We start from the raw sequence: 24,034 nt of genomic DNA on the forward strand, positions 1-24,034 counted from the left end.
GGGTCAGTCCGAGAAACTGCCTTGCAGATGTTCTGCGCGAAACTCCAGGGTTTGCGGGCGATAGCCATTACGCAACGCCGGTACGGGTACACAATCCTGCCAATGGCCGCCTGCCTGCAATTCCCCCGGCCCGCGATAACGCGCTGACGTGTAGGTGTTGTCCGCCAGATTGACAGTATCGCCTGGTGCGTAAGCGGCAATCCGCCAGCGAAGCTCGAGCAGCGCCGCCTTGTTGCGGTTGGTGATCGAGACTTGCAACGGACGATCCGTGGGGCACTGCTGCGGTGCGTAGGTCAGCCGCATATCCAGTTGCTCCAGCTGGCGTGTCTCGCGGCTGTCTTGCCAGATCACGATAGCCGCCACTATTCCCAGGCCAACAGCGGCCGCAAGCGACACAGGCAAGGCCTTGGCAGGATAGCGCAGCAGCAGGATGAGCCAGGTCAGGATTAACAGGATGCCGATCAGCATGCAGAGGGTCTCCAGCAGGGGCGGTGCTGAACATCCTACAGAAAGGCAGTGCCGGTTGACCAACAAGGTCGGGCGACGCGGGAGACATGCGGCGTCGGTGGTGCCTGACAGCACCACCGTTTTTTTGATCCGGTCACGTTCAGTTCTTGAACCCGTAGCGTTCGGATATCGGTGTGTCGACCCAGTGGTCCGGCCCGGTGACCTGTACAGACCCTGTGATCGTTGCCTGATGCCCTGAATTGAAGACGGTGGACTGATCATCTTTTTTATTTGAAAGCGTGATGACAGTCGGTTGGCCTCGCAGGATCGGGGGCAGAACCGATGAGCTGGGCGTTATGGTTGCCGTCAGTACTGCCCATGGTGAGTATCACGAACGGACAAGAGGCATCGTTGATAGCGGGCAGTTCAAGTGTAATCTCGCTGCTTAGATCGATAGCCTTGCTTTGCCCTTATCTGTGTTCAGGGTTATTGCATTGCGCACGAAGGGCGTGGGGAGGGTAGTCTGGATGGTGTATTCATGTTCGACTCCTGCGCAGCAGTAAGGCCGTTGGTAGCAGTGAAGTGCGACCGGCACGAATACAACGTTAACGACACACACGTTTAACCGCTACTGACAGAAATAACAGTGGCCATAAGGTCTTCTGAAAAAAGGCCAGTGTCCCACGTGGCCTTCACCGGTAAGGTATGTTCGGTAAATTCAAAAAGAGGCGGGTTCAGTTTAATCCCAACAGGCGCCACTTTTGACTCCTGAACACGAAGGAGATGACATCGTTCGTCTTCAGGGTGATGGAGGTGGCCGGGTTGTCCGAGCCTGTAAGCATTAGTTCAGTTGAGTAAACGGCGGTGCTCTTTATTTGTAGGGGGGTGTTCTCGGGGGCGCTGTCCGGTAACAGCAGCTTTCTTGTCCAATGCCCATTCCACAGCCGTACAATGAGGTAACGCCCTACATAGTTGATCTGGTACTCCTCAGATTGGGGCACGTCCACTGTGCCGCCCCATATCATGGACGCTCCTCTGATTCGGTTGGCATGAATACAGTTATCAATGAGCCGTTGTCTCAACGACCAGTCGGTATTGATAATGTAAAACTGTTGAATGTAAGACGCTTGGTCCTCCGAATAGAACCACTCTCGAATCTTGTCGGAGAAGTCATCGGGTGTGCCCAGGGGGGGCAAGTTGTATTTGGCGCACTGGATGGACCACAGTTCGTCGTAAGGCTTGGGCAGGCGTGCGATGCTGTCCATGAAACGCTTCAAAACATCGGTGGAGGGAAACTCAGTGCCTATCCATTTTTGCTTGACGCCGTCCCAGAACAGAGGGTCTCGGCGACTGTCTTGGTAGGCAATGACGACGCCATAGTCACCGTGGTTCCAGATTTGCTCAATCGTGAGTGCGCTCATCCATCGGGGGATGATAAAGCTACCCAGGCGCACCTTGATCAGCTGTGCAAGCTCTTGATGTGCGGCGTCGGTGAAGTTTTTGAATTCGTGAAAATCAAGAATGATGATTTCCCTGCGGGGGTTCCCTGCGGTGGATGGCTCATTGCGGAAGTTGATGACGGCTTGAATGATGTCGCCGTCAACGGTACGACCTGAGTTCAACCTATGAAAAATGCTGAAGCGTTGGGCACCGCTTGCGTTCGCTTTAAACTCCACTCTTAGATCAAGGACCCGTATGCCCGTCATCAGTTGTCGCCAAGGCGATACATCCTGACAGGTTTCCCAACTATTTTGATAAGAGGCCTCTTTGTCAAAACCGGAATTGTGAGTCCCTGGTAAAATACAATCCATTATGCGCAGTGTTCGGCCCCCGTCATACGTGGTCTGCCAGGTACTCCGATCCTCATTATTGAAGGGCCTGCAAATACCTCCGGAAACGCCACCGCCACCTGGGCAGCCGCTCAAGGTAGATCCGTCTGACCGTGAGTGCTCATCAAGTACCTGTTCCAGTAAGCGTAACTCGCTGTTTATTTTTGTTCTCAATACGCTCAAATACTCCTTTAGCCATAGCGATAAACGTGTGCGCCCGGCCTGCTGGTGTGGCTGATCAATGCCGGATTTCTTGTCGTCTTCGCTGTTCATGGCCTGCTCCCGATGAGTGACGAACCCTTGACTCAAGAAAAGCAAAACCAGTGCTGTCAGACCACTGGCATAACTGATAGGTATGTTTCGGCAGGGAAGGGGAGAGCGATCAGCGGCATCAGCGATGCCTGAGGACGCCGATAGCGATCTGTCAAAACGTGCAACCACGCTACAAAAAAGCCCCCAACAACGTTCTGCGGATGGGGATACGCAGAACGTTGTTGGAGGCCGGTGTACTACCGCTTGTTGGCTAGCCGTTGATCAACGCGCAATGGTCTGCGTTTTGACACCGGCTTCCAGCGCACCCGAGCGGCCGTAGATATCTTCGAAACGCTCGATATCGTCTTCGCCCAGGTAGCTGCCCGATTGCACTTCGATGATTTCCAACGGGATCTTGCCCGGGTTTTTCAGGCGATGGACCGAGGCGATCGGGATGTAGGTGGACTGGTTTTCAGTGAGCAGGAACACGTTCTCGTCACAGGTCACCTGCGCGGTACCGGATACCACGATCCAGTGTTCGGCACGGTGGTGGTGCATCTGCAACGACAGGCACGCGCCCGGCTTGACCGAGATGCGCTTGACCTGGAAGCGGCCGCCCATGTCCACGGAATCGTAAGAGCCCCACGGGCGATAGACTTCGAGGTGGTTCTGGGTTTCGGTGCGACCCTGTTCGTTCAGCGTGGCAACCATCTGCTTGACGCCCTGAACCTTGTCTTTGTGGGCAATCATCATGGCGTCCTTGGTTTCGACCACCACGATGTTGTCCAGACCGATCACCGATACCAGTTTGCCGTTGCCATGGATCATGCAGTTGCGGCTGTCCTGGATGACGACGTCGCCCTTGGTGACGTTGCCGTTGGCATCCTTGGCGTTGACTTCCCACAACGACGACCAGCAGCCGACATCGCTCCAGCCAGCCGACAGCGGCACGACGCAGGCGCGCTGGGTTTTTTCCATGACGGCATAGTCAATGGAATTGTCCGGGCAGCAGGCGAACGTGGAGGCGTCGATTTCAACCGCATCGCCGTCCTGAACGCTGCGCTCCAGGGTCAGCAGGCAGGTGTCATAGATGTCCGGGTCGTGCTTTTTCAGCTCTTCCAGGAAGCGGCTGGCGCGGAACAGGAACATGCCGCTGTTCCAGTAGTAGCCGCCAGCTTCGACGAACTCCCTGGCGCGTTTCTCGTCAGGCTTTTCGACGAACTGCGACACGCGGCTCACGCCTTCCGGCAGCAGCGCATCGGCCGTGGATTTGATGTAGCCGTAGCCGGTTTCCGGCTTGTTGGCCGGTACGCCGAACAGCACCATTTCGCCACGCTCGGCGGCCACAGTGGCCAGCGCCAGCGCGCGTTGCAGGGCTTTCTGGTCTTCGATCACGTGGTCGGCCGGCAGCACCAGCATCAGACCATCGTTACCCTCGTTGACCAGTTTCATGGCGGTCAGGGCCACGGCCGGTGCAGTGTTGCGACCGAACGGTTCCATGAGAATCGCCTGGGTTTCCAGTTTCAGCGCGGCGAGTTGCTCGTTGACGATGAAGCGGTGTTCTTTGTTGCAGACCACAATCGGGTCCTGCATGCCGTCGAACACCAGACGCTCCAGGGTTTGCTGGAACAGGGTGTGCTCGCCGGTCAGTGCCAGGAACTGTTTAGGGAACTGTTTGCGCGAAAGCGGCCAGAGTCGTGAACCGCTACCGCCTGACAAGATCACTGGAATCATTTTACTTCTCCAATAGCATTCAATATGGGCTGTACGTGCTGTCTGTCGTTTCTGTCTTTTTCTTGTTCCGCGCCTGCCGGTCAGGACTCGCCATGAGCCGGCAGGCCAAATCCTTTAGCGGGTTGCAACCGGTGGCTTGACCCACACTGGCGAGAGGCTGCTGCCACTGCCGGTGATGTAGAGAACAGCGGCTTCGCCACGCTCCAGGGCCACAGGTTTCACATCGGTGACTTTCTTGTCGCCGTCGTACAGCGCCAGACTGACTTTGACCGGGTTGATTTCACGCTCGCCGGTGCCCTTGGCAGCCACGGCTTTGACCACATCGGTCTTGCCGTCGGCCGTTTTCAGGGTCAGTGCCTTGTCGCTGAGGTTCTGCACGCGAACCAGGGATTTCTGCTTGTTCTTGAACGGAGGTTCCTCGATCAGCTGTGGTTTGCCGCTGGCGTTATTGACCAGGGTGTAATAGTGATCGCCTGCCAGTTTCACCGGCACGCTCTGGCTGCCCAGTTTGGCGGTGTAGTCGCCCTGTGGCATGAAGCTGAACGCGGTGCTGCCCAGTGGCGCGACTTCGTTCATGTTGGTGTTGCCGACGCTGGCGCTGATTTCAGCGCTGCTGGCGTTGTAGACACGTACAAAGGTCGAACCTTTCGGTGCGGTCGGGCCGTACAGGGCCGAGTCACCTGCAAAGGCTTGCAGGGACATCAGGCCCAGGCCAGCAGCCAGTGCGCAGGTTTTGAACAGGCGGTTCTTCGAACGGTTTGCAGTGGTGTGTTGGGTCATGAGTCAGTCCTCTCAGTTTTGCGCCCGGTTGGGCGACTCGGATGGATTGGCGTTCAACGCCACGTTGTCCTGGGTGTTGCGCGATTTTTTCAGCTCGGCGATCCACTTCTGATCGAACTCGCCAAGGTCGTTGTGCGCCGGCAGGTAGCGTTCCGGGAATTCCCAGATGACCACTTGCGGCGGGGTGTTCTTGAAGGCGTCGGTCTGCAGGTACTTGAGCATCGGCAGAATCGGGCCATGGCCGTCTTCGGCGTAGTTGACGACGTCGCTGCGCAGGGCTTCTTTCAAAGCGCCGACGAAGTTCCAGTTCGGGTTGGCGCTGTAGCTGGTGCCCACCAGACCGACCGGAATGTCACTGTCCGCGAACAGCGCATCATCGCCAGCCGCTGTGCCTTGGACCGGATCGGTACTGCGTTGTTGCAGCTCGTCAGGTTTGGGCAGCATGTTGCTGAACAGCGGGTCCAGTGGCAGGAACGTGGTCAGGTCGCCTTTGTACGGCTCGCTGCCCTTGGCCTGGGTGACGAACTGTTCAGGCTCGCCTTCCAGCGGCGTCTTCTGGGCAATGGCTACGCCCAGTTGCTGCGCAGCGACTTCGGCACCCATTGGCGTCCAGTGCGTGTCGGTACGCAGGAAGACCTGGCCTTTCTGCTTGGCAGCCTGCAGCGGTGCGAGCAGGTCCGGCGCGAAGATCCCGGCACTGGCGACCTGCGCGTGAAACTGCTGGTACAGGTCGGCGTGCAGGCTGGCCGGCTTGTTGTCACCGATGTGCTCCGGGTACAGACGGGTCTTGGCCGGAACGATGGCCAGGACCAGCCTGGTGCCCTGTTTTTCCAGTGCGTCACGCACGCCCTGGATCAGCGCCAGGTTGTCCGCTTCGTTCTGCTCGCCATTGGCAACGGCGTCGAACTCTTCATCGGTATACAGCCACTGGTCCTTGCCGAGCACGACGCCGGGACGGCCTTCGTTGAACAGCTTGTAATCCAGGGCCGCCCAGAGGTTGGTGCCCAGGCGCTTGATCGGGAACTCATCGTCGTAATGAGTTTCCGCCGCCTTGGTCCACTTGCCGTTGAGCACGGTGGTCTCGGCCGAGGTCGAGAACGTGCTGAAACTGCGCAGCGACCAGACGCCCAGGATCAACAGCAGACCCAGGAAGATGGCGATATAGAGGATTCGTAATGAACGGGTCATGTCAGGCTCCTCAGAACTGGAAGTAAAGGAACGGCGAGAAGCTCTGCGCCGAAAGTTTGAGAATCGAAGCAACGAACAGCAGCAGAATCAGTGCGCGCATGGCGTAGCGGGGCCAGTCGGCAACCCAGTAGGCCGGTTGCACCTGTGCTTCGCTGCCCACGGTGTAGCCGGGCAGGTGCAGGCTGCCGGGCGCATCACCAGGAACGGCTTTGATGGTGCCCGGTTGCGCAGTGGCAGGGCCGTCGGCCTTGGTGCTTTTGCCGTCGTCGGCCTGACGGTTCTGGTAGAAGTCACGCAGACCGAAGAACGCCAGGGTTGCGTAAGCCAGCACCAGTGTCGCCACTTGCAGGCCGGTGAGGCTTGCGCGGTTGAGCTCGGACAGCTGCCACTCGCCGAAGCTGAACATGGCACCGTACATGCGCGCTGCCACGTGCAGGTTCTCTGCACGGAAGATCACCCAGCCCACCACGACCAGCAGGAAGGTCAGTGCCCAGCGGATCACGTTGAAGTTGTACGGCTTGGTGTTGATGCCCAGCGCTTTCTCGATCGCCAGCCACATGCCGTGCCACGCACCCCAGATGATGTAGGTGACGTTGGCGCCGTGCCACAGGCCGCCCAGCAGCATGGTCAGGAACAGGTTGCGGTAGGTCGCAAACTTGCCGCCACGGTTGCCGCCCAGGGTGATGTACAGGTAATCGCGCAGCCAGGTAGACAGGCTGATGTGCCAACGACGCCAGAACTCGGTGATCGACTGGCTGATGTAGGGCTGTTTGAAGTTTTCCATGAAGCGGAAACCCATCATCAGACCCAGACCGATGGCCATGTCGCTGTAACCGGAGAAGTCGAAATACAGTTGCGCGGTGTACGCCAGAGCGCCCAGCCAGGCATCGCCCGTGGTCGGGTTCTGCAGGGCGAAGCAGTGGTCTGCCACGACCGCCAGGGTGTCGGCAATGAACACTTTCTTGATGAAGCCCTGCATGAAGCGCGTGGCACCTTCAGAGAACTTGTCCAGCGTGTGTGTGCGGTTGTTGAACTGGTCGGCCAGGTCACGGAAGCGCAGCACGGGCCCTGCAATCAGATGCGGGAAGATCGCCACGAACGCTGCAAAGTCGATCAGGTTGCGCGTGGCCGGTGTATCGCCGCGGTACACGTCGATGATGTAGCTGATGGACTCGAACACATAGAACGAGATGCCGATCGGCAACAACACGTGCGTCAGGATGAACGGTTCCAGACCCATGGAGGTCATGGCCGCGTTGATGCTGTCCACGCCGAAGTTCGCGTACTTGAAGTAGCCCAGGATACCCAGGTCCACCACCACGCCGAGCAGCAGCCAGCGCTGTGCCGGTTTGGTTCGCACGCCCGCTGCGCCCACCTTGAGACCGATCCAGTAGTTCCAGACCGTTACGCCGATGAACAGGGCCAGGAAATCCACACGCCACCAGGCGTAGAAGATGTAGCTGGCAACCAGCAACAGCAGATTGCGATAGCGTTGCCCGCTCAGGTAGTACAAGCCGAGAAAGATCGGCAAGAACAGGAACAGGAACACGTTGGATGAGAAAACCATCCTTATCTCTCCGTTTGTCCAACATTCAAGGGCCCAAAGCCCCCCCAAACCCCCCCTACGAATAAAGAGGTTGTCGCGTCGTTGCAGCTTCACCTGTGGGAGCTGACTCGCGCCCACAAGGTCAACTTTTTACCTAGGAACCCTTGTCACTTTTGTCGCCCTTCTCATGCTCGGGGTCGTAGACCTTGGTCAGGTCACCGCCCAGACGGAAGGTCTTGAAGGGCTGCTTTTCGTGTTTCTCTTCAAGTGTTTCGGCGTTGCAGGTGTAGAGCGCGCAGAACGGCTCCAGCCAGGCGAATTTCGGGTCTTTCTTCAGGTCCGTCATGTCCTGCTTTTCGCCGTTGTGCTCAGCGAACATGGAAGGATCTTTAACGCCGGCCAGGACGCGGTCAGCCAGTCGCTTCAATGCACCGTTGTTTTCCGGACGCAGGTCCACGCCATTGGCCTGAGCGAAACTGGCGATCATGGCCAGTGGCGGCAAGGCATAGTTGTGGTACGACAGAGCGCGTTGACGACGCTTCATTTCGTTCGGCAGGAAACCGTCCTTGTCCACCTGATTGGCGGCGACCTTGAATTCCTTCACCGCCCAGTCGAACAGGTCCTGACGATTGGTCGCGACAGCCGTTGCCATCACCGACCAGGCCGCCCAGTACGAGTGGTTGTTGATTTTTTCCAGCGGCAGGTTGCTCCAGTCGCTGACCACCTGATCGGCCAGTTTACTGAACCAGGCTTCGATGATCTGCGCGTCCTGCTGGCGGTTGGCCAGAGGCTTGGACTCGGAGAACTTCAGTCGCAGGTACGCCGATGACATGCTGCCCAGTGCCCATTTGCGCATGGACTTGCCGGTATGGTTGAACTCGCGAGATTCCAGCGCGTCGGCTTTGGCCCACGTGGTCATCATGTTCAAGGCGCAGTCGAGTTGCTCGGGACGACCGTCGCGCATGTACTGCATCACGACTTTGCTGACGCCACGCTCAAGGGTGGTGATGTCCTTGGTTGCATCCCGAAAGGCCTCTTCGGACTTCAGATTCAGAGTGGCGCGTGCCTTGTCCGAACCTTCGTATTTGCTGCGAAACACCAGTTTGTCGGTGTAAGGCGTCGGAATCGCATCACAGGTAAAGTTGTGATCACCGGTTTTCATCTTTTCGATCGGTGCGTCATAACCCTTGGGTGGAACCAGCGTCGCGGCTGCGGACGCACCCATGGCCCAGGCCATCGATGACAGGATTGCCATCGACAGCAGGGTAGGGCGTATCAGTTTCGGAGTCTGCATAAGTCACCTCATAGTCCGGCTTGAGCGGTGTGTTTCGCAGCGCTCGGGAACACGTTGCGTTTGCATACTTTGGCTTCGACTTTCTGTGGTTCTGCGCCTGCTTCCGGTCCCTGGATTTCGAGGGCCAGCAATTGCTGGTCAGCCCAGTCCTCGTCTTCGCGCAATTCGAAGGCGAAGCGTCCATCGGTGTCAGAGGTTTCCGGTTTTTCGATTTTCAGGTCTTCGTGTCGACCGTTCATGTACCAGAGTCTGGCCTGAAGGGTTTTCACCGACGTGTCGTCGAAGCGGATATCGATCTGGTTGCTGCCGTTGCGAATGTCCTTGATGCCGTTCTTGCCGTTGACCAGCACTTCGTTGTTGCCCGGCTTCAGGGTGGTGCTGGCGCTCATGACGGCAGGTTTGCCTTCGCACCCGTTGTCCAGCAGCGACATCATCTGGCGATAGATGGTCTCCTGGTCGAGGCGATAGAGCGGCGAGAATTCCCAGATGAGAATCTTCGGCGGACGCTTCTGGAAGTCTTCGCTGCCCAGGTACTGCAGCATCGAGCCTTCCAGACCACCACCCGGGAACGCCACGTTCAGCACATCGGCGCTCAGGTATTCCTGCAGGAAGCCACCGAAGTTGTAGTTCTTGCCACTGTGGCTGGTGCCGACCAGGGTGATTTCCGGGTTGCCGGAATCGCCGAACAGGTCGCCGTCGCCGGCTTCGCCTTTCGGCTCGGTGCTGAACTGGTCCATGTACTGCACGGCGTAGCTGGTGCCGCAGAGCTGCCCTGCCATGTTGTGCAGGGTGCCGTTCTTGCCCATGCGCCCGGAGATATGGCTTTCGAATTCACGCTTGGGAATGTCCGAGTAACCCGGGACTTTCTTGACGGTCTCGGCCACGATTTTCGCCGTGCGTTGTGCGCCGTATGGCGTCCAGTGCTGGTCACCGCGGAAGTAGAAGTCGTGCGCCTGTTGCTCGTTGGTCAACGGCGACAGGTCCGGTACCCAGTAACCCATCTTGCTGAAACGACCGAGCATGGCCTGATAGTTCTTCAGCGCCTTGTCGTAGTCGTACTTGTCGCGTTCGGCCGGGAACAGCTTGTTGCGATCCACCAGACCGCGAGTCGGCTGATAGACGACCACCAGCTCGACGCCCTTGCTCTTGAACGCATCGTGCAGTTCTTTCATGCGGCGATAGCCGGCGGGCGTGGTGTCGAATTCGGTACGCAGGTCTTCCTGAGTACGGAACAGCCAGTCGCCTTCAGCCTGTACCAGCGTGGTGAAGTTCTGCTGGTAGCGCGTGGTGTAGTTTTTCGCGTCGTGCGCAGCCGGGCACAGGCTGCAGCAAGGCTCGGCGGTGAAGGTCGGTGCTTGCGAGTCGTCTGCGCGAGCCACACCGGCGGCGGCCATCAGCGCGGCAGTGAGGCTGGACAGGCTCAACAGCTTGATCAAATGTGCGTGCATAACAATACCCTTCCTCATTCCCGCAGCTCGGTCTGGCTTTCGACGGGGTCGATCAATACGGCTTTCTTCTGGCGCACCAGCAGGTCGAGGATCTCGTTCTGACGCTCACCCAGGATGCCGTTGAGGCTGATGCCGACTTCTTTGGTCGGGGCCAGCATCGATACGCGATACAGCTCGACACTCAGGGGTGAGTCGATAGACAGCGGGCCGGAGCCGTTGCTGGCCAGTTCGCCGCCAACCATGATCAGCGACACCTGGGCGTCGAACGGGTCGAGCTCGATGTCGCGGTCGGTGTCGCTCAGGTCCTTGATGTGGCCGTAGACGCCCATCAGGCCATTGGCCGTGGCGATGTTTTCGTACAGTTTGATGTTCACGCTGTTACGCACACGGATACCGTGGCGGCGGTTGGCAATCACACGGTTGCCCCACAGCAGGTTGTTGCCGCTTTCATACAGCGTGATGCCGTCGGTGTGGTTCTGGTAGATCTCGTTGTAGGCGACGATGTTGCCGACGCTGTTACGGTCCAGGACCACGCCGGACAATTTGTTGTCATGGCTCTTGTTGCGAAAGATGAAGCTGTTATCGACTTCCCGGGAAATGATGATCCCGTGCTTCTTCTTGGTCCCGTAGACGTCGTTCTCGGCGATGATCAGGCCGTGCGAGCGGTCATGCGGGTCAATGCCGTAGACGATGTTGTCGCGGTAGGTGTTGCCCTTGACCACAAAGTCGCGCGTTTCATAGCAGTAGAAGCCGTACCACATGTCCGAGAATTCCGAATCAATGATCCAGCCGGTCGGCTCGGCACGTTTCAGAATCTTCGCGGTGTTGGGCGTGTACTGCGAAATGCTCACACCGTAGGACTTGCTCTGGTCGTAACCCATGCTCGCCATCTTGGTGTTGGCGATCCAGGTTTGCGAGCCGCCCCAGGTCAGCACGAACGGGCGAAACTCGTCAGGCTTGCGATAGGTCGCCAGGCTGTTGCGGGTTTCGCTCCAGGCGTTGACCTGAGTGTGAGTGATCAGCATCTGGCCTTCACTGACGATGAACGAGCCACCCTCTTGAGACAGACGCAATTCCTTGGTCTTGCTGTCGATCTCGAAGATACCGCTTTCCTTGACCAGGATCGGCAGGCGCGCAACGTAGACGCCCGGCGACACCTCTTTCAGGAATTGCTTGGGCACTTTCCTGACCAGGTCCTGAAGGTTCACGTAGCCGTCGGAGATCATGATGGCCTGCGGGATACCCTTCTGACGGGCCACCCATTCAGCCATCTTGTTGTCGCCGCCGATGAATTCCTTGAGGCCGGTTTCTTCCATCATTCGCGCAACCGTGATCTTGCCCGGTTTGTTGCGTGCGATCTTTTTCAGCGCCGCGTCTGCGGTGTAGCCGCTGAGGTCCGGCAGCACCGGCTTGGCCATTTCCAGTGGCTCGGTCGGCGGGCTGGTGATGGTGTAGGTCTTGGCCTGTTGCAGCTCCTTGACCACCGCCTTCGGCGCCTCGGGGGTGACAGGCGCGTTGGCCAGTGCGGCGCCGCTGGCCATCAGCAGCGCGCTGCTCAGCACGGCGCTTTCGAGCAGGGCGTGTGGCCAGGTCCGGCTACGCCCGTTGCTTGCTTGACTGTTCATCTGTGGCACTCCTTTGGCGGTTCGCATCAGAAGCGCCAGATGACGTCGACAATGGCGCGGTGCATGTATTCATCCACGCCGTTGTGGTACGCGTCGCCGGGCTTGAAGACACCGGCACGCAAGCGCACCAGAGCCGACGGTTCGTCGAAGGACTGGCTCAGCGAGGCTGGCAGCAGACCCTGTTTGAAGTACTTGGTCACGACCAGGTCCATTTCCTGACCCAGGTCCTTGCGCCCGTCTTCCAGTGGCAGCGAGCTGAAGGTATTGGTGTTGCCGTTTTCACGAACAGCGTTGATACCCGAGCCACCGATGCCGGTGTTGCCGTCGACGCGGCGGAACTTGTGGTAGATCAGCGAGGCGTCGTATTCCTCGTTCATCTGCCAGGAAGCGAACAGCGAGCCGGTTTCCACGTTGGCCATTTCGCCCTGGAACGCCTCACCGAAACGGTGGATGCGCGAGCGAGTGCCGGTCCAGTTGGAACGGTTGCTTTCCAGGCCGTTCTGCACGTAATCCTTGCTGGCACGCGAGTAGGCGGCGCCCACTTGCCACTGTGGATCCAGACGCAGGCGCAGGCCCAGGTCGGTCGCCCAGCCATTCATGTCGCGGTTGTTCTTCTCGCCGGCGAAGTACTGGTCGTTGACACCGTTGACACCGATTTCGTCGCGGTTGCCATTGAGCCAGGTCAGGCTGCCCCAGTAGTTGAGCTGATGGGTGTTGCGATAGTTGTAGGCATCGCTGTCAGCCTGCAGGCCGAGCCAGGTCAGGTCGCCGTTGGAGGTCTTGTCCAGATCATCCAGCTCCTGGCCTTCACGCTTGAGCTTGCCATCGTCGCGGCTGTGATGCGCGCGCACGCCTGCCCAGTGACCTGGCGTCCACTGGTAGCTGGCCGAACCGAACAGGTGCTGACGATTTTCATCATCGGGAGCCAGCTCGGTCAGGTCGGTGCGGTATTCGCTGAACCGCTGTGCAGCGCCCAGTTCGGCCCGCAACAGGGTGGTGTCGAAGGTCCAGTTGATGGCTTCGATATTGGTGTCATGCCATTGGCCGTCGTCGTTGCGCAGGCGCTGGCGACCGACTTTCAGGATCTCGCCGGGGTAGGGCGTGAAGCCGCTGTAGCCGATCCAGAATTCGCGCAGTGCAGCGTAGGACTTTTCGACTTCGCGCTCGCTGGCGGTGCCACGGGACACTTGAGTCTGGCCGTCGCCTGCACCGGTGGATTGTTCCAGCGGGTCGGTCTGAATGGTATCGGTCGCGGTCACGACCTGGCCCATGGCGTAAGCACTCCAGTTGCCGCGCTCGCCATAGACCCAGGGACGCAGGTCCAGACCCAGACCGGTGACGTCGCCGCCCGAGCGAGTACCCAGATCGCGGTCGTCTTCGAGTTGGCCGGTGGCTTTCACTTCCAGGCCGAAATTCTGTTGTTCAGTCAGCGCTGCCAGTGTCGGGCAGGCCCACAGCAGGCTGAAGCCAAGGCCCACACCAGCGGCCATCAGGGGATTCAACTTCATAATGCTTCCTCACCGTCTTTTTCTTCTTGCAGGGCCTGCATCGCCATCGCGCTCTGGTTGGCGGCTGCGCCCCGGACTTTTTGCTCACGTGCCAACAGGTCCTTGGCGCCGGCGAGCTTTTCAGGCGGCAGTGTGGTGCTCAGTTGCTGGGCCAGTTCAGTGGCCTGCGGGGTTTCGGTGGTCAGTGCCAGTTGGGCGAAGACCCAGGCGTTGACCGGATCAGGCTTGGTGCCCTTGCCTTGCGAGAACAGCTGCGCGAGGGCGAAGTCGGCGCTGTTCTGGCCGCCACGGGCAGCCGTCAGCAACTCGTCCACGGCTTTCTGTGGATAGACCTGGCCCAGATAACCACGGCGGTAGATCTGACCCAGGTAGTAATGGGCCGAGATTTCCGTCGCTGCGGCTTTCTTCAGATGCGCTTCGGCCTTGAAGGCGTCAGGCGTGACCCATTTGCCTTCGTAGTACAGGCGACCCAGCAGCAATTCGGCGCGTGGCTGGTCAGCGGCGCGGCCGTTGTTCAGGTATTCCATCATCTTGTTGACGTCACCCAGTCCGGGGAAGTCGTAAAGCAGTTTGGCCAGCGTGACCCAGGAAACCGGGTAGCCCGGCGCGATGCCTTCCAGCAGCTGTTGCGCAGTCTTTTCGTCCGGCGTGCCGATGGTCGAGTCGCCCAGTACACGCGCTACGCTGTCCACGCGCTGAGCGCTGATACGGCCTGCTGCGTGTTCGCTTTTCAGGCGTTCGATCAAGGCTGCCTGTGGCTCAGCCTGACCGCGTGTCTGGTAGACCGTGGCCAGTTCGACGTAGCAGATGTCGGTGGTGTTCAGCGCCTGCTTGCAGATGCTTTCCACTTCGTCCAGATGCTCGGCGTAGGTGCCCTGTGTGCGATACAGCAGCACCTGGGCCAGACCTGCTTCCGGATAACCGGCAGCACGCCACTGGCTGATCTTCTGCTGCGCATTCACCTCAGGAAAGGTATGCGGGTATTGCAGGTAGAGCATGGCCAGCGGCACCAGCGTGCCGGACTCACCGTTGGCGAAGGCTTTCTTGAGCAACGCTTCGGCTTCGCGGCGTTCGGCGTCGGTGGCATCCGGTTTGGCGGCCAGCAGACGGCCAAGACGCGATTGCGCACGAGGCGAGGTCTCGGCGGCCGCTCGGTAAGTGGCTTCCGCCTGCTTGAGCAGGGCCGGGTCGCGGGTGTTGACCTGAATATCTGCCAGGCCAACCTGTGCATCGCTGTAGCCCAGGTCCGCCAGCTGCCGATAATTCTGCTCCGCCAATGCAGTGTCGCCGTTTTTCAGGGCTTCATTGGCAAGGCGTTGGTCAGGCAGGCCGGCACAGCCGCTCAGGCCGAGCGCGACGGCGAGGCTCAATAGCGTGGGGGTCGACAGGCGTCGTAGTGGGCTGCTCATGATTACAGACCCGCAGCCACGGCTTTATCGATCAGCCAGTTCACGGAAGGACCGCGATCACTGACCACTTCGACAGGACGGCCGGCAAGCGAGCTGCTCAGGCTTTCGTCAGGCTTGATCTGCACACGGATGTCGGTGGACAGGTCGGTGTCGCTCAGGTTGGTGCTGCTGATGATCTCGCCCGTGCGCAGTTTGTCTTCACCGGCAACCTGGAAGCTGACACGGGTGCCTGGCTTGACGTCGTTGAACTGGCGATAGGTGAAGCGAGCTTCAACCGTGGCAGGTGCGTTGCGTGGCACCAGCTGGAAGATCACCTGGCCTTTGCTGGCGTACTGACCGTCGGCGACCAGTTGGCGAGCCACGACACAGTCACACGGGCTGGTCAGGGTGCCGCTCATTTGCTTGCCGTACAGCTCTTCGATTTTCGCTGGCTGCAGGTCTTCACCGGTCAGGCTGCCTTTGAGCATTTCCAGCATGCTGGTGTTGAAGGTTGCCAGCGGCGCGCCTTTGGTGGTTTCGCCGTTTTGCTCAACCAGGCTCTGCACGGTGCCTTCGCGGGGCATGGTGATGTCCATGCTCGGGATCGATACCAGACCGGCCGAGGCGTGGCTGACGAAGTACAGGCCGTAGACGGTCTTGAAGATGAAGCCGAACGCGGCCAGACCGACGATGAAGATACCGAGGCTGAAAGTGACCGCACGCAGGCGACCCATCGCGCTCATGCCGCCGTCGTTGCCCTTGACCTTGCGTGCTTTGGTGAAGTTGTCGCGCTGCAGGGTGGCCAGCACTTCGCCCAGGCTGACGATGTCACCGGACAGGTGCGAGGTGATCAGGTGGCGCAGCGTGGCGATATCCTGGGCTTCCAGGTTCTGGAACTGGCAACCGATACGGCCGCTGGCGTTATCCACCGAGCGGACCTGCATTTCCACGTCCATGGCCAGGCCAAGGTTGTCGATCAGAAATTGCAGGCGGCCCTTGAGGACTTCACCGGCGGTGTAGTTCTGGCCCGACGGCGCAATGAAACTCAGTCCGCCCGCTGACAGGTCTTCGATACGCACCAGCGGCGCGCTGGGAATGTCCAGCAGGCGCAGCTTGGCTGGGATCTTGACCCGAGCGTGTTGGCGCTGGGCTTCGGATTCATGTACGACGTTCGCATTCACGGCTGTATTCATGGCTAATTTTCCTACTTAAGCGATTAATCCGTTGGCCCGGTCAAACCATCGTCAACAGCACGGCGACGAAGATGGTGCCAGCCGAGAAAGTCATGGTTCGGGATGACCACGTGTTGAACCAACCCTGAAAGCTGGCCATGTCGCGGCTGAGTTTGGTGTCCTGGCGCGTCCAGGACTGGCGGTCCAGGCGGAAGAAGACGTAGATCTTCATCAGGGCGCCGACGATCTGGTTGTAATAGAGAATCAGGGGGTAGGCAGGTCCGATCCTGTGTCCCGAGAAGGACAGCAGCAGCGTGAGGATCAGGCGGGTCATGCCGATCCACAGCAGGTACATCAGCAGGAAGGCGCCGCCATACTTGAAGCTGGCGATGATGGCGACCGTGAGGCCGAGGATGGAGGTCCACATCGACACACGCTGGTCGAACAACACCACACTGGTGAACAGCCCCAGACGACGAATGCCCAGGCCCAGCGCACGCGAGTTCTGACGCAGGTTATTGCCGTACCAGCGATACATCAGCTTGCGGCTGGCCTTGAGGAAACTCTTCTCCGGTGGGTGCTCGACCGTGTTGATCGCCGCATCCGGCACGTAGAAGGTGTCGTAACCCAGGCGCATCAGGCTGAACCAGCTGGATTTGTCGTCGCCGGTCAGAAACCGGAACGTGCCCAGACGCCAGTGGTTGAGCGAGTCGCTTTCCACGTCGGCGATGAACTCGGGGTCGGTGACCACGGTGGCGCGGAACACTGACATACGACCGGTCATGGTCAGCACGCGCTTGGACAGGGCCATCGAGCACATGTTGATGTGACGCTGGGCGAAACGCAGTTTGTGCCATTCGCTCATGATGTAACCGCCGCGCACTTCACAGAACTCGTTGGTGGTCAGGCCGCCGACATTGTCGAACAGCTGGAACCACGGCACAGTCTTGGCCACGACGCCTTCGTTGAGCACGGTGTCGCCGTCGATCACGGCAACCACGGCGCGCTCGTCCGGAAGGTGGCGCGAGATGGCGCGGAAACCGTAGGCCAGCCCGTCACGCTTGCCGGTCCCCGGAATACGCACGAAGTCCAGCTTCACTCGATCCGGCGGGTTGAGCCTGGCCCACATCGCCTTGACCAGCAGTTCGTCGGACATTTCCACCAGCGAACACACGATGGTGGTCGGCAGGCCGCAGTTGATCGCTTCGCGAATCACCGAGCTGTACACCTGAGCGGTGGTCAGTGCGTCGATACGAAAGCTGGTGACCATCAGAAACACGTGGGAAGGATCGGCCGCCTTGCCCAACTTGCGAACCTTGCGGCGCAAGTGGGGATAGACGATGTACAGAAAGATCATTCCGCGCACAAAGTGCGTAATCCCCATCGAATAGCGCCAGATACCCACAGCGCCAATCAGGAAGATAAAGTTCTTCGACTGTGAGTCGAAGATACTGGTGGGCAATGCCGTGGCAATGCCCATTAATAAACTAAGGTAAAACAGCCAACCGGCGGCTTGTAACAAGCCGTGCTTGAGCCTCTGCATAATCTGTATCCCTAAGTCAGTTGCAAGCCTCAAGCCCCAGGCTCAAGCTGCGCTTGAACGAGTGGCCTGGAGCTTGGCGCTTGTGGCTTGCGGCTGATTTACCAGCAGATACCTTCGGCACGGCCTGTTTCGCTGGTGGCCTTGGACATGAAGCCCACCAGGTCGATCACACGCTTGCCTTCAGGGGTCTTGTCGGCGAGTGCACGGAAGCGCTCGTCGCGGTTACCCAGAATGATCACGTCAGAGTCATTGATGACTTGGTCGAAGTCGGAGTTCAGCAGCGACGAAACGTGCGGAATCTTCGATTCGATGTAGTCTTTGTTGGCACCGTGAACACGTGCGTATTCAACGTTGCTGTCGAAGATGCTCAGGTCGAAACCCTTGCCGATCAACATTTCGGCCAGCTCTACCAGCGGGCTTTCGCGCAGGTCATCGGTACCGGCCTTGAAGCTCAGACCCAGCAGTGCAACCTTGCGGCTGTCGTAGCTTGCGACCATGTCGAAAGCGTTCTGCACCTGGGAAACGTTGCTGCGCATCAGGGAGTTGAGCAGCGGGGCATCAACGTCCAGAGTGCTGGCGCGGTAGGTGAGGGCACGCACGTCTTTCGGCAGGCAGGAGCCGCCGAATGCGAAGCCAGGACGCATGTAGTACTGCGACAGGTTCAGTGCCTTGTCCTGGCAGACCACTTCCATTACTTCGCGACCATCGACGCCGACGGCCTTGGCAATGTTGCCGATTTCGTTGGCGAAGGTGACTTTGGTGGCGTGCCACACGTTGCAGGTGTACTTGATCATTTCGGCAACGGCGATGTCCTTGCGGATGATCGGTGCGTCCAGTTCTTCGTACAGCGATTGCAGAACGTCGCCCGAGGCCTTGTCGAATTCGCCGATGACGGTCATCGGTGGCAGATCGTAGTCCTTGATCGCGGTGCTTTCACGCAGGAACTCAGGGTTCACGGCCACGCCGAAGTCCACACCGGCTTTCTTGCCGGAGCATTCTTCGAGCATTGGAATCACGACATTGGCAACGGTGCCCGGCAGTACGGTACTGCGGACAACGATGGTGTGACGGGAAGTCTTGTCACGCAGCACATAACCGATTTCACGGCAGACGGATTCGATGTAGTCGAGTTCCAGATCGCCGTTTTTCTTGCTGGGCGTACCCACACAGATCATCGACAGATCAGTGGCACGAATGGCCTCGGCAAAATCTGTGGTACCGCGCAGTTTGCCTGTGCGAATACCTTGTGCCAGCAGCTCTTCCAGCCCTGGTTCAACGATAGGCGATTTGCCGCTATTGATCAGGTCGATCTTGGTGCTGGAAATATCAACACCTACGACTTCGTGACCACGGGCAGAAAGACAACCGGCACAGACAGCACCGACATAACCCAAACCAAAGATGCTGATACGCATCGTACTCTCCTCGATTTTCACGCCATAAAGTTGGCTGGATATTAATTTTGGCCAGCAGATGTCACACGTCAGCCGTGACAGCTTGTGAAGGCCATCTAACTAACGCAAGCATATTTAATGAGTGAGTGCCTAAACAAACGAGGCGAACTCAAATGACACTAAGTACAAGCGGCAAGTGATCTGTCCCGATGGGGCAGGGCCCTGCTCTCTTGGATGCAGTAAACTACTCCTGTGTGGCGACGGACGGCGGATCAGGAGCTGAAAGCCGCTGGCCAGAGCCATGGCAGTCCTTGTCGAGTCCTGCACGTCACACCTGTCAGGTGCTTCGCCTGTCTACCTACTTCAACTAGTGATGTGAGTTTTAATTTCAGTACCTACAGTCCGATCTCATGGATAAGACAGTGTTGCTGGTAACGTCCCTTTATCCTCGCTGGTCCGTAAGTGATCTCTTACAGGGTCACCGAGAATTGTTACGGGATGTAGGAACGTAAGGTTTCGTATTTAGTTCCTGGCCGCTCGTCCTGTTTTGGAGAATTTCGTGTATCCAGGGCGTGACACAAATAGTCGCACGGTGATGGCACTTTCTGTTTGGACCTTAGTTGGCGGGGGTTAGAAGTGATAGATGTGAATGTGCTATCACTCGCGAAAATCAAAGCGCCACTAGTGAAAAAAAATGTATATTTTTTGTAGAAATTTTCTTGTCGGACAAACGGCATGCTAGTTGCCATTTAACCGGCGTCATAAAGCTGTCGCTTGGGGGTTGAAATAGCAGGGGTGTGTTGTGTAGCGCCTGAGCGCTACACAACGTTGACGCTGTTACTGGTCCTGAGCGTCGCGCAGAAAGACCAACTTCGACGAGGAGGAGTGTTCGGTGCTGTAGCGATAGCCGTGACTATTGAAGTGCTTCAGGGCTTCGGGCGTATTGATGCGTTCTTCTATAACGAACCGGCTCATCATGCCGCGCGCTTTCTTGGCGTAGAAGCTAATGATCTTGTAGTGGCCGTTCTTCATATCCTTGAATTCGGTATCAATGATACGGGCCTTGAGGGCCGAGCGTTTGACCGCCGAGAAGTACTCGGTGGACGCCAGGTTCAACAGCAGGTCATCGCCTTGCTCGGCCAGCGCCTGATTCAGCCATTCGCTGATGCGCGTGTCCCAGAAGGCATAGAGATCCTTGCCGCGCGTATTGGGCAGGCGTGTGCCCATCTCCAGGCGATAAGGCTGCATCAGGTCAAGCGGCCGCAGCAGTCCGTACAGCCCGGAAAGCATGCGCAGGTGATCCTGGGCGTAGTCCAGTTGAGCATCGTCAAGCGTTTCGGCCTGCAGGCCCGTGTACACGTCACCTTTGAACGCCAGCAGCGCCTGCTTGGCGTTATCCAGGGTAAACGCCGGGTTCCAGCTGCCGAAGCGCGCAGCATTGAGCCCTGCGAGCTTGTCGGAGAGGTGCATCAGCTCGGCGATCTGAGCCGGCGTCAGTTCGCGAAGCTGGCTGATCAGTTCCTGGGAGTGATCCAGATACTGCGGCTGGGTGAAGCGCCTGGTGGTGGGCGGCGTTTCGAAATCGAGGGTTTTCGCTGGGGAAATCACCATCAGCATGAAGTCGTCTCCTTTGAACGTCGCACGATTCTATGGGCTGCCAGCGCCCGACTCCAGTAATGGTGGCAATAGAGAGAACCTGTCTGGCCTTTGCTCGGCATCTGTATGCAAGCTGACATCAGGCGTGCCACCCATATCAGCTATAGTGGCGCGCGTTGACGGTCGAGTGAGAGGGCAAAGGGTTTGCGTATCGTTCTAGCAGTTTTCGCGGGTTTGTTCTGGGTTCAGGCTCAGGCAGCCGCGCCGGTCATCGCCACGATGGATCGCAGTGTCTGGCCTGAGCGCCTGGAGACGCCTGCCTTGTTCGACGTGGCGTCTCGTGCCGAGATCCTGGCCTTTGCTCACCAGTTGTTTCTCAGCGAGAAGCTGGATGAGGACGGCCTCAAGCAGCGCCTCGGGCTGCGCTACGTCAACGTGGCGTCGCTGAATGTGGTTCGTCACCGGTTGTGGTCACGCCTGCTGGAAAACTACCAGAACGCCCAGAAAAGCTGCGAGCAGGATGCCAACTTCTGCGTGCTGGTCGAGGACATGGACCAGTTGCGGCAGCGCGCCGAGGAATACCAGGTCGGCGATGATTCCTTTTATGCCGCTTGGGCCAGACCCAGCGCCGTCTTCCACCAGCGCTACCTCAACGAACTGTTGTTCATGGCCGCGCTGTTTCCGCAGACCAGCAGCAAGATCGAGCGTTACAACTCCGATGAAATGAGCGGCGACGAAATGCCGGACCGCACCTTCATGCTCAACTTCGAAAGCGGGCCGAGCGCAGCCGATGGTGCAACGGACTGGCTGGCCGACTTCATGCGTCAGCAGAAGATGACGGCGACCTTCTTCGTGCTGGGCAAGAGCCTTCAGGGCCGTCTGGACAGCAGTTCGGCCAGCAGCCTGCAGTCGCTTTACCGCCAGCAATGCGTAGGCATTCAGGGCTGGGAGTATCGCTCGCACAGCCAGTGGCTGGACTGGCAGGACTCCATTGAGCGCAGTGTGGCGCTGGTTCAGCAGATTCTGCCGGACAACTACGTGCCGATGTTTCGTCCGCCCTACGGCCATCGACGTGCCGACAGCGGCGACTATTTCCGCGCGCAGCACTTGCGCGTCTCGTTATGGAATATCGAGTCCCAGGACGAGACCGGTCGTCTCTCGGCGCAGCAGGTCGGCGACCGCGTGTTGACGCTGATGCTGTTATGGCGTCGCGGCACTGTGGTGTTCCACGACACCGCCGACAAGGCGCAGTCGGCAGTGCCTTTGCTGCTGGCCAATACCGCGCAAAGCGAACTGGTCTGGGATGACTGCCGGAATCTGTATGAAACGCCCGTGGAGCAAGGGCTGGAGGAGAGTGGCGAAGACGCGCCGGAGGGGGAGTGACGGGTAAATCGGCTGTAGCTGACTTCCGACTGTAAACGCGCCGGGAACGTCCGCCAAGCGCTATTCGTCATCCTGTGAAATAAACTTCAAAAAACTGTCAAAGAGCTTTTTTCTGTCATCCCTTTTGCTGTATTACGAATACAGACCGCCGAAACCTGCAACACAGGTGGCGTCCTCAAAGACCCATCTTGAGCAACACGTCTACCCTGCCTGAAGGGCGGACACCGGCGGCCTTTTCGTGGCGCAGTCCTGTTGCGGTTCTGCGTCGCCTGGCTACTACAAAGGTGAGCGAGTATGGATGATCACGGACGCACCCCCTCCACTAACCAGCCAATCCTTTACGTGCTCGATACCAATGTATTGATCCATGACCCAAACGCACTGCTGAATTTCGAAGAACACCACGTCGCCATCCCCATGACCGTTCTGGAGGAACTGGACAAACTCAAGGCAGGTAAACATTCAGTGGCCGCCGAGTGTCGGCAGGCGATTCGCCTGATCGACAAGACGCTGGGCGAGGCGTCTCCTGAAGAAGTCGAGAAAGGCGTGCCGATCGATCGCGGCACCGGCGTGTTCAAAGGCTTTCTGTCGATTCTGATGAGCAAGCGTGAAGAGCCCAACAGCCTGCTGCCGGAACACCTGAACGACAACATCATCATCAACCAATTGATTGATTTGCACGCGCGCAGCAAGGACCTGAGCGTGGTGCTGGTCACCAAAGACATCAACATGCGCCTGAAGGCGCGCGCCTGCGGCATCGCAGCCGAGGACTACAGCACCGACCAGTTGGTGGACGATGTTTCACTGTTGTCCCGTGGCTACCATGACATGACCGGCTCCTTCTGGGATCGGGTCAGCAAGGTCGATACACGCCAGGAGCGCGGACGTACCTGGCACCGCGTGCAGTTGAATGAAGCCCTTCCAGCGGTACACATCAACGAGTTCATTGTTGACGAGCAGGGTTTTGTCGGCTGGATCAAGGGCGTCAAGAACGACGAACTGCTGATCCTGGACATGCACCAGGAGCCTCTGCTGCATCAGGAAGCCTGGGGACTGAAGCCGCGTGACATTTATCAGGGCCTGGCACTGTTCGCCTTGCTCGATCCCGACATTCACCTGGTCAACCTCTCCGGTGCCGCAGGTTCGGGTAAAACCATTCTGGCCCTCGCCGCTGCGATCGAGCAGACGATGGTCACCAAACGTTATCGCCGCATCATCGCGACCCGCAGCGTTCAGGGGCTCGATCAGGAAATCGGTTTCCTGCCCGGCACCGAAGCGGAAAAAATGGAGCCCTGGCTTGGCGCCATCACCGACAACCTCGAAGCGTTGCACATGGATGACGAAAGCACTCATGGCAGCGTCGATTACATCCTCAGCAAAGTCCCGCTCCAGTTCAAATCCCTCAACTACATCCGGGGCCGCAGCTTTCAACAAAGCCTGATCCTGATCGACGAATGTCAGAACCTGACGCCGCACCAGATGAAAACCATCATCACCCGTGCCGGTGCCGGCTCCAAAGTGGTCTGCCTGGGCAACCTGGCGCAGATCGACACCCCTTACCTGTCAGCCACCAGCTCGGGCCTGACCTACCTGACGGAGCGCTTCAAAGACTTCCCCAACGGCGTGCACATCACCCTGCAAGGCGTGCCACGTTCGATACTGGCCGAATATGCGGAGAGCCATTTGTAACCCCACGTGTGTTCACGTTCAGCGACAGCGTGATACACAATGGTCGCCAGAGAAGTGCAAGCTCGTGGACGCGAGCTTGCACACCAAAAGGGTTGCACAGGCGCCGGAACCGCGGCGTCTGTAGCCCCACTTTGCTGTCAGGCCAGCGCCCGCGTGGTCTGCGCCGTCTGTGCTCAGTCAGCCCCCTCCCGCGCTTTTAGGTTTACAATCGCCGCTCC

The 24,034-nt window shown here is 58.6% G+C and carries 17 protein-coding genes; 2 read left to right on the plus strand and 15 right to left on the minus strand.

Going from position 1 to position 24,034, the window contains the following annotated elements:
- Positions 1 to 3 precede the first annotated feature (3 nt).
- The 15 genes from BUB69_RS05870 to yaaA form a co-directional block, all read right to left on the minus strand.
- Positions 4 to 468, minus strand: a complete 465-nt coding sequence (locus tag BUB69_RS05870) for a multidrug transporter (protein WP_073163358.1) — start codon at positions 466 to 468, stop codon at positions 4 to 6.
- A 713-nt stretch (positions 469 to 1,181) separates the two neighbouring features.
- Positions 1,182 to 2,549, minus strand: coding sequence for a PI-PLC domain-containing protein (locus BUB69_RS28810; protein WP_175561654.1), 1,368 nt, complete (start codon positions 2,547 to 2,549; stop codon positions 1,182 to 1,184).
- 261 nt (positions 2,550 to 2,810) lie between these two features.
- The gene (locus BUB69_RS05880; RefSeq protein ID WP_073163362.1) at positions 2,811 to 4,262 is read right to left on the minus strand and encodes a mannose-1-phosphate guanylyltransferase/mannose-6-phosphate isomerase; all 1,452 of its coding nucleotides are present in this window, start codon (positions 4,260 to 4,262) and stop codon (positions 2,811 to 2,813) included.
- Positions 4,263 to 4,376: 114 nt separating this feature from the next.
- Positions 4,377 to 5,042: an alginate O-acetyltransferase AlgF gene (locus BUB69_RS05885; protein ID WP_024686392.1), complete on the minus strand. Its 666-nt coding sequence runs from the start codon at positions 5,040 to 5,042 to the stop codon at positions 4,377 to 4,379.
- Positions 5,043 to 5,054: 12 nt separating this feature from the next.
- Positions 5,055 to 6,230: an alginate O-acetyltransferase gene (locus BUB69_RS05890; RefSeq protein WP_073163364.1), complete on the minus strand. Its 1,176-nt coding sequence runs from the start codon at positions 6,228 to 6,230 to the stop codon at positions 5,055 to 5,057.
- A 10-nt stretch (positions 6,231 to 6,240) separates the two neighbouring features.
- Positions 6,241 to 7,797: an MBOAT family O-acyltransferase gene (locus tag BUB69_RS05895; protein WP_073163367.1), complete on the minus strand. Its 1,557-nt coding sequence runs from the start codon at positions 7,795 to 7,797 to the stop codon at positions 6,241 to 6,243.
- Positions 7,798 to 7,930: 133 nt separating this feature from the next.
- A complete protein-coding gene (locus BUB69_RS05900; RefSeq protein WP_024686395.1) occupies positions 7,931 to 9,070 on the minus strand; it encodes a mannuronate-specific alginate lyase in 1,140 nt (379 codons plus the stop codon).
- A gap of 8 nt (positions 9,071 to 9,078) precedes the next feature.
- A complete protein-coding gene (locus BUB69_RS05905; RefSeq protein ID WP_073163369.1) occupies positions 9,079 to 10,518 on the minus strand; it encodes an alginate O-acetyltransferase AlgX-related protein in 1,440 nt (479 codons plus the stop codon).
- Positions 10,519 to 10,532: 14 nt separating this feature from the next.
- Positions 10,533 to 12,143 (minus strand): mannuronan 5-epimerase AlgG, encoded by a 1,611-nt coding sequence (gene algG / locus BUB69_RS05910; RefSeq protein WP_073163371.1) that lies wholly within the window; start codon positions 12,141 to 12,143, stop codon positions 10,533 to 10,535.
- Between the two features lie 26 nt (positions 12,144 to 12,169).
- Positions 12,170 to 13,651, minus strand: a complete 1,482-nt coding sequence (locus BUB69_RS05915) for an alginate export family protein (RefSeq protein ID WP_073163373.1) — start codon at positions 13,649 to 13,651, stop codon at positions 12,170 to 12,172.
- A complete protein-coding gene (gene algK / locus BUB69_RS05920) occupies positions 13,648 to 15,060 on the minus strand; it encodes an alginate biosynthesis TPR repeat lipoprotein AlgK (protein ID WP_073163375.1) in 1,413 nt (470 codons plus the stop codon). The genes BUB69_RS05915 and algK overlap by 4 nt, the downstream gene beginning before the upstream one ends.
- 2 nt (positions 15,061 to 15,062) lie before the next feature.
- Entirely contained in the window at positions 15,063 to 16,232 is a 1,170-nt protein-coding gene (locus BUB69_RS05925; RefSeq protein ID WP_073163376.1) for an alginate biosynthesis protein Alg44, read from the minus strand.
- A 40-nt stretch (positions 16,233 to 16,272) separates the two neighbouring features.
- The gene (gene alg8 / locus BUB69_RS05930; RefSeq protein WP_073163378.1) at positions 16,273 to 17,754 is read right to left on the minus strand and encodes a mannuronan synthase; all 1,482 of its coding nucleotides are present in this window, start codon (positions 17,752 to 17,754) and stop codon (positions 16,273 to 16,275) included.
- A 98-nt stretch (positions 17,755 to 17,852) separates the two neighbouring features.
- Positions 17,853 to 19,169 carry a nucleotide sugar dehydrogenase gene (locus BUB69_RS05935; protein WP_073163381.1) on the minus strand — a complete coding sequence of 439 codons (1,317 nt, stop codon included), beginning with the start codon at positions 19,167 to 19,169 and terminating at the stop codon, positions 17,853 to 17,855.
- Positions 19,170 to 19,985: 816 nt separating this feature from the next.
- Entirely contained in the window at positions 19,986 to 20,765 is a 780-nt protein-coding gene (gene yaaA / locus BUB69_RS05940) for a peroxide stress protein YaaA (protein WP_073163383.1), read from the minus strand.
- Positions 20,766 to 20,948: 183 nt separating this feature from the next.
- On the opposite strand from yaaA, the gene BUB69_RS05945 reads away from it, so the two are divergent.
- Both BUB69_RS05945 and BUB69_RS05950 read left to right on the plus strand, forming a co-directional pair.
- A complete protein-coding gene (locus BUB69_RS05945) occupies positions 20,949 to 22,127 on the plus strand; it encodes a polysaccharide deacetylase family protein (protein WP_073163385.1) in 1,179 nt (392 codons plus the stop codon).
- A gap of 294 nt (positions 22,128 to 22,421) precedes the next feature.
- Positions 22,422 to 23,816, plus strand: a complete 1,395-nt coding sequence (locus BUB69_RS05950) for a PhoH family protein (RefSeq protein ID WP_073163387.1) — start codon at positions 22,422 to 22,424, stop codon at positions 23,814 to 23,816.
- Positions 23,817 to 24,034: the final 218 nt, after the last annotated feature.

Source organism: Pseudomonas asturiensis, from assembly GCF_900143095.1.
Taxonomy (GTDB): Bacteria; Pseudomonadota; Gammaproteobacteria; order Pseudomonadales; family Pseudomonadaceae; genus Aquipseudomonas; species Aquipseudomonas asturiensis.